General features: G+C 71.4%; 9 protein-coding genes. 4 read left to right on the forward strand and 5 right to left on the reverse strand.

The window, feature by feature from the left end; all coding sequences use genetic code 11:
* Positions 1–971 (forward strand): trans-acting enoyl reductase family protein (locus tag IJH84_RS22315; protein ID WP_295148600.1); only part of this gene is annotated, 971 nt, incomplete at its 5' end.
* 3 nt (positions 972–974) lie between these two features.
* Here IJH84_RS22315 and IJH84_RS22320 read toward each other — a convergent pair.
* From IJH84_RS22320 to IJH84_RS22330, 3 genes are all read right to left on the reverse strand, one after another.
* A complete protein-coding gene (locus tag IJH84_RS22320) occupies positions 975–1,526 on the reverse strand; it encodes a VOC family protein (protein ID WP_295148603.1) in 552 nt (183 codons plus the stop codon).
* A gap of 54 nt (positions 1,527–1,580) precedes the next feature.
* Positions 1,581–2,729, reverse strand: a complete 1,149-nt coding sequence (locus IJH84_RS22325) for an alpha/beta hydrolase (RefSeq protein ID WP_295148606.1) — start codon at positions 2,727–2,729, stop codon at positions 1,581–1,583.
* Positions 2,730–2,904: 175 nt separating this feature from the next.
* Positions 2,905–4,422, reverse strand: coding sequence for a peptide deformylase (locus IJH84_RS22330; protein WP_295148609.1), 1,518 nt, complete (start codon positions 4,420–4,422; stop codon positions 2,905–2,907).
* A 243-nt stretch (positions 4,423–4,665) separates the two neighbouring features.
* On the opposite strand from IJH84_RS22330, the gene IJH84_RS22335 reads away from it, so the two are divergent.
* A complete protein-coding gene (locus IJH84_RS22335; RefSeq protein ID WP_295148612.1) occupies positions 4,666–5,922 on the forward strand; it encodes a DegT/DnrJ/EryC1/StrS family aminotransferase in 1,257 nt (418 codons plus the stop codon).
* Positions 5,923–6,047: 125 nt separating this feature from the next.
* Here the strand turns inward: IJH84_RS22335 and IJH84_RS22340 are convergent, their stop codons facing one another.
* Both IJH84_RS22340 and IJH84_RS22345 read right to left on the reverse strand, forming a co-directional pair.
* Positions 6,048–6,650, reverse strand: coding sequence for a DNA-binding response regulator (locus IJH84_RS22340; protein WP_295148615.1), 603 nt, complete (start codon positions 6,648–6,650; stop codon positions 6,048–6,050).
* Positions 6,647–7,789 carry a histidine kinase gene (locus IJH84_RS22345; protein ID WP_295148618.1) on the reverse strand — a complete coding sequence of 381 codons (1,143 nt, stop codon included), beginning with the start codon at positions 7,787–7,789 and terminating at the stop codon, positions 6,647–6,649. The genes IJH84_RS22340 and IJH84_RS22345 overlap by 4 nt, the downstream gene beginning before the upstream one ends.
* Positions 7,790–8,000: 211 nt before the next feature.
* On the opposite strand from IJH84_RS22345, the gene IJH84_RS22350 reads away from it, so the two are divergent.
* Together IJH84_RS22350 and IJH84_RS22355 are read left to right on the forward strand one after the other, a co-directional pair.
* Positions 8,001–9,470, forward strand: a complete 1,470-nt coding sequence (locus tag IJH84_RS22350; RefSeq protein ID WP_295148621.1) for an alpha/beta hydrolase — start codon at positions 8,001–8,003, stop codon at positions 9,468–9,470.
* 184 nt (positions 9,471–9,654) lie between these two features.
* The gene (locus IJH84_RS22355; protein WP_295148624.1) at positions 9,655–11,865 is read left to right on the forward strand and encodes a tetratricopeptide repeat protein; all 2,211 of its coding nucleotides are present in this window, start codon (positions 9,655–9,657) and stop codon (positions 11,863–11,865) included.
* Positions 11,866–11,991 lie beyond the last annotated feature (126 nt).

Below are 11,991 nucleotides of genomic sequence, written 5' to 3' on the forward strand. Positions count from 1 at the left end.
GGCCGCTGCTGGCCGGGCGGGACGCCGAGAAGGTCGCCAAGGTGGCCACCCCGCTGGGGCTGCCGCACCGGGTGTTCGACTTGCGCGACGGCGCGGGCGTGGCCGAGGCGCTCGGCGACGTCGACGTGGTCGCGCACTGCGCGGGACCGTTCTCGGCGACCTCGGCGCCGATGGTCGACGGGTGCCTGCGTACCGGGACGCACTACCTGGACGTCACCGGTGAGGTCGATGTCTTCGAGTCGGTGTTCGCGCGTCACGACGAGGCGCGGCGGGCGGGCGTGGTGCTGCTGCCGGGCTCCGGTTTCGACGTGGTGCCGACCGATTGCCTGGCCGCGCTGGTCGCCGCCGAGCTGCCCGCAGCGACCGAGCTGGACCTGGCGTTCCAGGCCAGCGGCGGGATCAGCGGCGGCACCATGAAGAGCGCGCTGGAAGGCGCGGCGATGGGCGGCCGGGCGCGGGTGGGCGGTTCGCTGCGGACCGTGCCGATGGGCTGGCGGCGCCGCGAAGTCCCGTTCCCGTCCGGGCACCGCACGGTGACCTCGCTCCCGTGGGGCGACGTGAGCACCGCTTTCCGCAGCACGGGGATCGGCGACATCACCACGTTCGCGCGCCTGCCGGGGCTGGACCGGGTCGGGCCGCGCGCCTCGGCGTTCGGGCGGGTCGTGCTGGGCAAGCCGGTGGCGCAACGCATCGGCAAGGCCGTGATCGGTTCGCTGGTGCGCGGACCGGGCACTGCGCAACGCAGCAAGAGCTGGGTGGAGGTCTACGCGGAGGCCCGCGACGGGCAGGGGCGCAGCGCGTCCGCCGCGTTGATCGGGCCGGACACCTACGACTTCACCGCGGACTCGGTGCTGCGCACGGTCGACGGGTTGCTCGCGGGCGGCGTCGAGGCCGGTGCGCACACCCCGTCGACCGCGTTCGGTGCCGAGTTCGTCCGCCGGCTGCACGGAATCCGGGTCATCGGACCCTGATCTTCAGAGTTCCGGCAGCACCCGCAGCATTCCGGTGGTGGGACCGCCGAGCTTGAACTCCAGGTACGGGCCCGTCCGCGCCGTCGAGTGCAGTGCGATCAGGGCGGGGTCGCGCCGGACGACCTGCAATCCGGCGGAGACCCACCGCGCGGAGTCGGCCGAAGGGTCGGACGAGCCCACCACCACCGAAGCCACCGGCCCGGTGTCCACATCGGACTGCCTGGGTTCGAGCAGGCGGAGTTTGTTGCCCGCCGGGTCGGTCATCTCCTGCCACGGGACGTCTTCGCCCTCATCGGTGAACCGCGCTCCGGCGTTGAACAACCGCAGCAGCGTGTCGCGCTGGTGCTCGTAGGATTCGCTGCGCAGCTCCAGGTGCACGGCGTTCTTGCCCGCCTTGTCCGCCTCCGAGGCCGCGAACCGCAGCTCGACGCCGGGGCCGGTGGGCCGCACGACGTCGTCCGGGCCGACCGTCCACCGCAGCACGTGCGCCCACCAGTGCGCCAGCCGCTGCGGCTCGGGCGCGGCGAACTCGACGGTGAACCCGGTGCCGGTCATGAGCCCGGAGGTTAAGCCCTGCTGTTGAACTTGTCTTGCGGGAGCGGCCGGTCGTCAGGCCGCGGAGGCCACCTGCCGCGGCCCGGTCACGGCAGCACCGAGGGCGCTCCGCAGCGCGCGAGCGGCCAGCTGGCGGCGCACCGAACGCGGCGAGAGCTCCGCGAGCAGCCAGCCCACCGCAGCGGGCAGCACCCGCGGCAACCGTTCCGCAGCGCAATGCCCGGCATCGGCGACCAGCCACACCACCGCCTCCGGCCGGTCGCCCAGCGCCGTGGTGTCCCGCAACGGGATGTAGGGGTCGTTGCTGCCGTTGATCGCCAGCAGCGGGCAGCGCCCGATCGAATTGAGCAGGCCCTGCCTGCGCAGCGAGAACTCCTGCGAGAACCGGTTCGACTCGGCGCGGTGCGGCAACTGGTCCAGCCCGAGCGCGTTGCCGATGATCCCGGCCATCCCGCCGGGCAACCCGAGCACGTCCACCGCCGAACCGTTCGCGCCCACCGGCCCACCGACCTCGATCGCCGCGTCCACCCGCCCGGTCAGTGCCAGCTTCGCGGCCCAGTGCCCGCCGAAGCTCAACCCGAGCATCGCCGTTCGCACGCAACCGGTGCGTTCCGCGAGCCGCCGAGCAGCCCCGGCCAGCACCAGATCCGAGTCCGCGGCCAGCGGTACCCGCGACTCACCGGTCCCCGGCATGTCGACCGCGGCCACGGTCAACCCGGTGCACAGCGAGATCGCCAGCGCGATGCGATGCAGCTCGATCTTCCAGGTGTCCACCCCGCCGCACAGCAGCAGCAACTGGTCGCTGACCGCGCGGGGGCACCGGTACACGTGCGCGACCACGCTGGTGGGCTCGCCGCGGTATGGCACCTCCACCGCGTAGCGGCGGAACGTCACCGGGAGGCACGCCGAGGCGTGCCGGAAGCACTCCAACTGCCGCTGGTAGGCGTCGTGCCGATCCGAGGTGGCCAGGCAGGGGAAACGAGCCGCGCCCCAGCACGCCGCGGCGCGCGCCCACTCCTTCGCGGACTCGGCGTGCCTGGCCTCGGAGGCCCACACCGGGACCCAGCCGCTGCGTCCGCGGCCCCACACGTCGTCGATCCGCTCGCTCGCGCGTGCGACCACGTGCGCGGGGACTCCCCAAGCGCGGAACTGGCGGGCTCGTTCGGCGAACAGCTCCGTCGCCTGCACGGGAAAGGTGAACATGCCGCCTCGCCTCCCTGGTTCGGCCGCGGATACGGCGTGCGCAGGGAAAAACCGCCCGCGGTGAGCCCGATGGTGACGCACCGCGCCGCACCGGCCAAGGATCAGCCGCGCACGCAACCCCAATGTACGTGCGCATTCGTGCGTTGATCTCGCACGGTGCCTCTGTGCGGGTGGCTCACCCCTCGGCCGGGTAGTGCCAGTTCGCCCCGCTTCCGCGGTACTGCTCGACCGGGATCGGGTGCACCTCCGGCAGCAGGTGGTCCAGGCACAGCACGCCGCAGAGGTGGTCCACCTCGTGCGCGACCAGCCGCGCGATGCCGCGCTCGAAGATGGTGATCCGCCGCTCGCCGCTGATGTCCTGGTGCTCCACGTGCACCACCAGCGGCCGCGGGACCAGGCAGCGCACGTCGAAGAAGCTCAGGCAGCCCTCGTACTGCTCGTCGCCCTGCTCGCTCGACTCGATGATCCGCGGGTTCAGCAGCGTGATCAGGTCGTCGCTGCCGGGCGGGCGCACGATCGCGGCGGCCCGCTCGATGCCGATCTGCGGCGCGGCGATCCCCATTCCTTTGCCGAAGGTGTGCGCCTTGGCGATCCGCTGCGTCGCCGCGTGCAGCTCGTTGATCACCCGGCGGGCGTCCTCGGCCTCCGCGGGCAGCGTGAACGGCCGGGAGGGCCTGCGCAGCATCGGATCGCCTTCCTGCACGATGCCCAGCGCCGTCATCGTCTCGCTCGGTTTCGGCGGCCCGGAGCGCGCCGCGCGCACGTGATTGCGGAAATGCCATTCCAGCCGGTAGCGGGCGTGCATCGGCGGATCTTCGGTGGACCACGAGTAGATCGTGCGGTCGTCCTCGTGCCGGGTCTCGACCGCGGTCTGGAACGGCATGGACTCCGCGGTCATCGAGGTGTGCAGCCCCCACACCGCCGGGTCCAGATCGGTCGGGAAGTCCAAGGTCACCGATAATCGCCGGGTCGGCAGTCGCACCGCGCGCCGGAACCAGTGGCCCCACTTGTCGTCGCTGACCGTGTAGGTGTACTCGATCCACGCGCTTTCGCCGGGATACAGCGGAAACCGGCCGGAGTCGTTGGCGAACAGCAGCCACACCTCCTTGAAGGCGTCCCGGTCGTGCTGCACGCTCCAGCGCATCGGTTCCTGGCGCTGGTCCCCGTACCACGCCTGAAGATCGACTTCTTCCCAGGTCAGCGGGTTGTCCCGGTAGAGCTGGTTGGAGCGCTCCGGATCGCCGGGAAAGCGGTCCACCGAGATCCGGATCAGGTAGCGGGTGATCGGCTGCTGACCGTTGTTGACCAGAAGTCGCCGCATGGTGGCGCGGTAGGAACCGTTGTCGTAGAACAGTTCGGCGTGATCGTGCTCGACCACCAGACCGCCGGCGGGTTCCACCGGTGCCGGGGGAGCGGGTGGCGGCTTGCGCGGCGCCGGAACCGCGTTCTGCTCCCGCCAGGCCCGGCGCAGCGAGCCACCGGCGTTCAGGGCGCCGTCGGCGGCCTGGGCGAACTCCCGGGAAGCGTGCTCGCCGCCGCTCTCCACCTTCGACACGTACGACCGGCTGTAGCCCATCTCCCGCGCCAGCGCCGAGCGCGAGAGTCCCCGCACATCCCGCCACCTGCGGAATTCGGCCACGAACACGTCCTGCTGCGGCGCCGCGTCGAAGTCCGCTTTCGGTTGGCCGGTCATGAGGACCCCATCGCCGTCGCGTCCGGGCGTGCGTGTGCGTGAACGCACCGTGAGCAGTTGCTCAGACTACGCGCACACCAGGGGTCCGAGGTTCGCTCGAACTCGGGTTCCAGAACGTCGGCGGCAATTTCACGCAGATGGCGGGTAGCTGATCGGACCATGTCAACCGAAGTCTTTGTTTGCACAACGAGTGCGTGTTCATCGGACGCGTCCCGGTGGCGCCGCGCGGAAGGGGCTGATCACGTGAGCAGCCCGCTGGCCATCCACGGTGGGCCTCCGGTGCTGCGGACCATGGCGCCGCAGGTGCCGTGGCCGCCGATCGACATCAACACCGCCGTCGCGGTCACCGCCCAGCTCTACAACGCGGTGTCGCTGCCTGGCCGCACCGGTGTGGTCGCCGAGCTGGAGAGCAGACTCGCGGAGTTCTTCGGCGTGCGCCACGCGGTCGTCACCTCGTCCGGCACCGCGGCGCTGCACTCCGCCTACGCGGCGCTCGGCCTCGCCGACGGTGACGAGGTGATCGTGCCCGCCTACACCTCGCACGCCACCGCCACGCCGCTGCTGCACCTGCGGGCGAAACCGGTGCTGGTCGACTGCGACGAGCTCGGCAACCTCGACCCGGAACGGGTGCGAGCGGCGATCACTCCGTTCACCAAGGCCATCGTCGCCACGCACATGTGGGGCGTGCCCGCGCGCATCGAAGCGCTCGCCGGCCTCGCCCGGCAGCACGGCATCGCGCTCGTGGAGGACGGTTCGCACGCGCACGGCGCGGCGATCGGCGGCCAGCGGATCGGCACGTTCGGCAGCATCGCCGCGTTCAGCACGGGCGGGTCGAAACCGCTTTCCGGTGGGGAGGGCGGTTTCGTGCTCACCGATGATGATGATTTGTACTACCGGGTGCTGTTGCACGGCCAGGACGGCAGCCGCTGCCGCAGCGAGATCCCGATCGACCACCCGCTGCGCAGATACGCCCTCACCGGCACCGGCCTCGCGCACCGGATGCATCCGCTGGCCGCGGCGCTGACGCTCGGCCAGCTCGGCGAACTGGACCGGCGGCTCGGCGGCCGCAGGCAGATCGCCGCCCGCGTGATCACCGAGCTGCGCGAACTGCCCGGGATCTCGGTGCCCGAGGTGCCCGGCCGCTACGCGCCGTCCTGGTACGCCGTGCCGCTGCTGCACCGGCCGGAGGAACTGGGCGGATTGCCGGTGGACGCGCTGGTCGCCGCGTTGCGCGCGGAAGGCTGCTTGGAAGTGGACCATCCGCGGGCACCGCGGCCGCTGAACGAGCACCCGCTGTTCGACGCGCCGAACCGGTTGTTCCCGAACCTCCCGGAGGGCTGGCCGCGCTACCGGCCGGGGCAGTATCCGCGGGCGGAGCGCAGGCATCGCAACACGCTCACGCTGAAGGTGCCGCACAACGACCCGGAACTGGCCGACGGCTACATCCGCGCGTTCCGCAAGGTCATCACCCACCACCGCACGCTGATCGGCCCGGACTAGCCTCGATCGCCCAGCCGCCCGCCACGAGCGGGCACCCGCTGCTGTTGAGATGCCTGCTGCTTGGATCCACTGAGGACAGTCGCGCGTTCTGCCGCTTCGTCGACGGCCCAGCGGCGCGCGGGAGACTAGAGCCAGTCGTGTTCGCGGGCGTAGCGGGCGGCTTCGTGGCGGGTGCGGGTCTGGGTTTTTTGCATCGCGTTCGAGAGGTAGTTGCGGACCGTTCCCTCCGCGAGGTGCAGCCGAGCGGCGGTGTCGGCGGCGGAGAACCCGTCGCGGGTGGCGCGCAGGACGTCGAGCTCGCGGTCGGTGAGCGGGCAGTCGTCGACGACGGCGAGCGCGGAGACCTCCGAGTCGATCCAGCGCTTGCCCGCGTGCAGCGTCTTGATCACCGAGGTGATGTGCGCGGGTTCGGCCGACTTGCTGACGAAGCCCTGCACGCCGAGCTTCAGCGCCTTGCGCAGCACGCCGGGCCGGGCGTGGCGGGTGAGCATGAGGACCACCTGCTGCGGCCGCGCCCTGCGGATCTCGGCGACGGCGCCGAGCCCGTCCACCCGCGGCATCTCCAGATCGATCACCAGCACGTCCGGCTGGTGCCGCAGCGCGGCGGCCACCGCGGATTCGCCGTCCTCGGCCTCGGCGAGCACGGTGATCTCGCCCTCCAGCGGTAGCAGGGCCGCCAATGCTTTGCGCAGCAAGGCTTCGTCGTCGGCGAGCACCACCGTGGTCATCGGTTCTCCTTCCGAGCAGGCCGGGAGGGGAAGGTCGCCGTGGTCCGGAACCGGCCGTCCCGCCGGGAGACCTCCAGCTCGCCGCCGTTGTCCGCGAGGCGTTGGCGCAGCGTGGAAAGCCCGCTCAGTTCCGGCGGCCCGGTCTCGTGCGCGCCGTCGTTGACGATGGTGATCCCGGAGGCCGACAGCGTGATCCGCACCTGGCGCGCTTGGGCGTGGCGCAGGATGTTGGTCGTCGTCTCGCGCAGGACCTGGCCGAGCAGTTCCCCCGCGTGCGGATCGGCGTCGGCTTCGCGGTCGATGTGCACGAAGATTCCCGCGGCCTCGAAGAGGTTCTTCGCGTTCTCCAGCTCCGCGGACAGGTTCAGCTGCCGCTGGGCGTGGGCGAGTTCCTTGGTCTGCGCGATGGTGTCGCCGACCAGGGCGTGCACCTCGCCCAGTTCCTCGCGTGCCCGGCCGGGATCGCGGTCGAGCAGCTTCTCGGCGAGCGCGACCTTCAGCTTGACCACGTGCAGGGTGTGGCCCTGGATGTCGTGCAGGTCGCTGGCGAACCGCATCCGCTCCCGCATGACCGCCAGCTCCGCCTCGCGCTGCCTGGACTGCTCACGCTCGACGATCAGGTCGGAGAACTTCTGGTTGAGCAACGCGAACACGGTCGCCACCGGGACGGTGAGCAGCGGGACCACGACGTACTGGAAGACGCGTCCGCCCGGGTCGTCGCCGAACACGAGCAGATTCGTCGAGCCCAGCGCGGCGATGAACACGCACAGCCCGGAAAGGGTCGCGAGCCGACGGCGGGGCAGCTGCGGGATCAGCAACGACACCACGACGCAGATGCCGTAGACCGCGGCGGAGCTGTCCGTCAGCGCCCCGGCCAGCCAGGTGGCCGCGGTCACGACCAGGCAAGGCCGGGCGACGCGGCGGGAATCGTCCGCGGTCCAGCGCTCGGCCAGCACCAACGCGGCCGCCATTCCCACGAGCTGGAGGACGACGTGTCCCCACGAGCGTGCGGTGAACGCCAGGAACACGCCGACGACGATCAGCGGCGGGAGCGTCGAGAACAGGTTCAGCGAGCGCACCCGGTCCTGCACGGCACGGCCGGTCCAGGTCCGGCGGTCCACCGGCAGCGCGGTTGGCATGGTCCTCCGAGGTCGGGCGGTTCCCTGCCGATCATCTCTGCCGCACCGGGTCCCCACCAGTGACGTCACGTCAGGTCTCGGTGGCCAGGAACGTCACGGCGCATCGGTGACGCCGCCGCACTACTGCGCGGGCGCGGATCTCGCTGGAATCGGGCAGCACGACGAGATCGACGACCTGGCGGTGGTTCTCCCACCGCGGAAAGGAAATCCGATGCGAAAACTTGCGCTGCCGGTGGCCTTCGCCGCCGTCGCCGCGGCGACCGCGGTGCTGGTCCCGGCGGTGTCCGCCGCGCCTGCGGCCCCGGAGGAGCTGAACTGGGGGCCGTGCCCGGACACCGGCATCCCGACGCCGGACCTGGAATGCACGACGGTGCAAGTGCCCCTGGACTACGCGGATCCGGACGGCCGCAAGATCGACCTCGCGATCTCGCGGCTGCCGAGCAAGAACCCGGACAAGCGACGCGGCGTGCTGCTGACCAATCCGGGCGGTCCCGGCGGTGCAGGCCTGAACTACCCGCAGCTGCTGACGAACCTGGCTTTCCCGGCGCCGCTGCCGCAAGGCGTGCGCGAGCAGTACGACGTGATCGGCATCGACCCGCGCGGCGTCGGGCACAGCGACCCGGTGACCTGCGACCTGACACCGGAGCAGCTGGCGATCGGCAACCTGCCGTACGCGAACGGCCCGGCGGACGTCGTGCGGCAGGCGGAGGTCGCGAAGGCGGAAGCCAGGCAGTGCGCGGATTCCGCGACCGGATCGATGCTGCCGCACATGACCACGGCGAACACCGCGCGGGACATGGACCGGGTCCGCGCGGCGCTCGGTGAGCCCAAGGTGTCCTACCTCGGCGCGTCGTACGGGACGTACCTGGGCGCGGTCTACACGACGATGTTCCCGCAGCGCAGCGACCGGTTCGTGCTGGACAGCAACCTCGGCCCGGGCGGCTACGACATCGAAGCGATGCGCGGCTTCGGCCGCGGCATGCAGGACCGGTTCCCGGACTTCGCGGAGTTCGCCGCCGCGCACCCGGAGCACGGGCTGGGCACGACTCCTGCCGAGGTGACCGCCAAGTACCACGAGCTGGCCGACCGGCTGGACCGGAATCCTGTCGCGGGCTACGACGGGTCGATCTTCCGCGGCATGACGTTCACCTTGTTGTACAACGACGATCTGGGCACGTTGGCGCAGGGGTGGCGCGCCCTCGATCACGGCGAGGACCCGAAGCTGCCGGGTGGCGTCCCGACCGCGACGGACAACGTCATGGCCGCGCGGTTCGCCGTGGTCTGCGGCGAGTCGGATTGGCCGCGGTCGGTGCAGAGCTACCAGCGGGACGTGGCGGTCGACCGGAAGCGGTACCCGCTGATCGGCGCGGCCGCCGCGAACATCTCGGCGTGCGCGTACTGGTCGAAACCGGCGGCAGAGCCCCAGGTGCGGATCACCGACCGCGGCCCGTCGAACGTCCTCATGGTGCAGAACGAGCGGGACCCGGGAACACCGCTGGCCGGCGCCCGCGAGCTGCGCTCGGCGCTCGGCGACCGCGCCCGGATGGTGACGGCCGATCAGGGCGGGCACGGCGTCTACGTGTTCGGGGCCAACCAGTGCGCGAACAACGCGGTGAACGACTTCCTGGTCACCGGTGCGCGACCCGAGCAGGATTCCTCCTGCGCGGCGGAATCCCGCTGAACGAGCTCGGACGAAACCCGGCCGATCGCCATCCGCGGTCGGCCGGGTTCGCGTTCGGCGGCGAGTCCGCACGCGGAACCGGAGCCTGTCGGGCGGGGCGTGCACACCATCGGCATTCGATAGGCCCGCGCATCAGGTGTAGAAGTGGATGCCGAGATCAGGACGCACCGGCGGGAGGACGCGGGTGGAGAGCGAGGATTCGCGGAACGAGCCGGAAGACGTCGTGCTGAACTCGGTCGGTGGCGGAGTCAACGGCCCGGTGGTTAAGGCGAGCCGTATCCGGGACGTGATCATCCACCAGCACGCCGGTCCGCGGCCGAATCTGCCGCACCGCATCGGCGCGGTGCCTGCTCGCGTGGGGTGCTTTCAACAGCGCCGGCCGGTCGACGCGGGCGAGTTCGTGCCCGCGGGAACGGGACGAGTGCTCTCCGGCCTCGGCGGGGTGGGCAAGACGCAGCTCGCGGCCGAGCTGGCCGAACACTTGTGGTTCGAAGGCGAGATCGAGCTGCTGGTCTGGGTCGCGGCGAGCTCCCGAGAGGCGATCACCTCGGCCTACGCCGCCGCTGCCGCCGAACTCGGCTGGGACCCGGACGGGAACCCGGAGCGCGGGCCGGAACGGTTCCTGGCCGGACTCGCCTCGTCCTCGTGGCGTTGGCTGGTGGTGCTCGACGACCTGCGCAGTCCCGGCGACGCCACCGGTCTGTGGCCGCCGGACCGGCCGCAGGGCCGGACGCTCGCCACGACGCGGCGTCGCGACGCCGCGTTGGTGCACGATCGGCGCGAGCTGGTCGACATCGGCGTGTTCACCGCGGAACAGTCGCTCGCCTACCTGACGGCTCGGCTGGCCAACCGGCCGCAGGGTGCTGAAAGCGCCGCCGAGCTCACCGGTGCCGAAGGCGCCGCCGACTTCGCCGGTGCCGAAGGTGCCGCCGAGCTCGCCGCCGACCTCGGCCACCTCCCGCTGGCGCTGGCGCAGGCCGCCGCCTACCTGCTCGATGAGGATCTGGATTGCCACGAGTACCGGGCGCTGCTGGCCGATCGGAGCCGCAGGCTCGCCGACGTGCTTCCCGAGCAGGAGGCGCTGCCGGACGAGCAGGTCGATCCGGTGACCGCGACCTTGGCGCTGTCGGTCGAGCTGGCGGGGCGGCTGCGACCAGTGGGCTTGGCGCCGAAGGTGCTGGAAGTCGCCGCGATGCTCGACCCGCAAGGCATCCCCGCTGAAGTGTTCACCAGCACGGCGGTCCGCGCGTACCTGGAGCGGGTCACCGGTGACGCCGTGGATCAGCACGCAGTGCGCAGCGCGCTGCGGTGCCTGCATCGGCTGAACCTGATCACCGAGGACAGCGGCGCGAACTCGCGGCGAGTGCGGGTGCACGCACTGGTGCAGCGCGCGGCTCGGGACCAGCTCACAGCAGACCAGCTCGGTGCACTGGTGCACTCCGCAGCGGACGGGCTGTACGAGACGTGGCCGCGGGAACGTTCCGGGGACCTGATCCCTACCTTGCGCACGAACACCGAAGCGCTGCACCCGCATGCACCGGGTCATCTCTACGAGTGCTGCTGCCACCCCTTGCTGTTCCTGGTCGGGGCGAGCCTGGGCCGCAGCGGAGCGGTGACCGCCGCGGTCGAGCACTTCCAGCGGATGCGCGAGACCGCGGCGCGCTACTCCGATCCGGAACAGCACGGAGTGCTGACGATTCGCCTGGAACTCGCGTGGTGGCGCGGGGTGGCGGGCGACCTCGATGCCGCCGTCGCCGACACGGAGCAGGTGGCCGACGTCCGTGCGCAGGCGTTCGGGCCGGACAGCCCTGCGGCGTTGGAGGCCCGCGTCAACCTCGCCCGGCTGCGTTCCGAAAGCGGTGATGTGGCCGGTGGCCTGGCCGAGTTGAACAGCGTGGTGCCCGTCCTGATCCGGGTGCTCGGTGCCGATCACGATGACACGCTGAGTGCGCGGGTGTGCCTGGCCAACGATCAGGCCTCCCTCGGCGATATCGCGGGGTCCGTGACCGCGATGGAGGTGTTGCTGGCCGACATGCTGCGCACCCGCGAGAAGCAGGATCCGGGGGTGCTGAGCGTCCGGCACAGCCTGGCGCTGCGGCATGGTGAGGCCGGGCATGTCCAGCAGGCGGCAGCCGAATTCGGCGAGCTGCTCGAGGATCGGTTGCAGGTGCACGGACCGGACCACCCGAACACGTTGCAGACCCGCGGGTTGCTGGCCACCTATCGAGCGCGCGCGGGCGAGCCGGAGCACGCGGTGGACGAGCTGGAGATGCTGGTGCAGGACCGGCTGCGGGTGCAGGGACCAGATCACCCGGACCCGCTGTCCACCCGGGACGAGCTGGCCACGCCGCGCGCCGCCGCGGGCGATGCGCGGGGCGCCCTGGAGGAGATGTAAGAGCTGTTGCCCGATGCGCTGCGGGCATTGGGGCGTTTGCACCCGACGACGTTGAGCATCCGGCAGGCTCTCGCCATCCGGCGCGGCGAGGCGGGCGACCCGCACGGGGCGGTCGAGTTGTTCGCC

It is taken from the genome of Saccharopolyspora sp., assembly GCF_017434145.1.
Lineage (GTDB): Bacteria > Actinomycetota > Actinomycetes > Mycobacteriales > Pseudonocardiaceae > Saccharopolyspora_C > Saccharopolyspora_C galaxeae.

What these genes read in the sequence shown, in the direction of transcription:
- IJH84_RS22340 (WP_295148615.1), bottom strand. Translation starts at nt 6,650, where the DNA reads ATGACCACGGTGGTGCTCGCCGACGACGAAGCCTTGCTGCGCAAAGCA.
- IJH84_RS22330 (WP_295148609.1), bottom strand. Translation starts at nt 4,422, where the DNA reads ATGACCGGCCAACCGAAAGCGGACTTCGACGCGGCGCCGCAGCAGGAC.
- IJH84_RS22325 (WP_295148606.1), bottom strand. Translation starts at nt 2,729, where the DNA reads ATGTTCACCTTTCCCGTGCAGGCGACGGAGCTGTTCGCCGAACGAGCC.
- IJH84_RS22350 (WP_295148621.1), top strand. Translation starts at nt 8,001, where the DNA reads ATGCGAAAACTTGCGCTGCCGGTGGCCTTCGCCGCCGTCGCCGCGGCG.
- IJH84_RS22345 (WP_295148618.1), bottom strand. Translation starts at nt 7,789, where the DNA reads ATGCCAACCGCGCTGCCGGTGGACCGCCGGACCTGGACCGGCCGTGCC.
- IJH84_RS22320 (WP_295148603.1), bottom strand. Translation starts at nt 1,526, where the DNA reads ATGACCGGCACCGGGTTCACCGTCGAGTTCGCCGCGCCCGAGCCGCAG.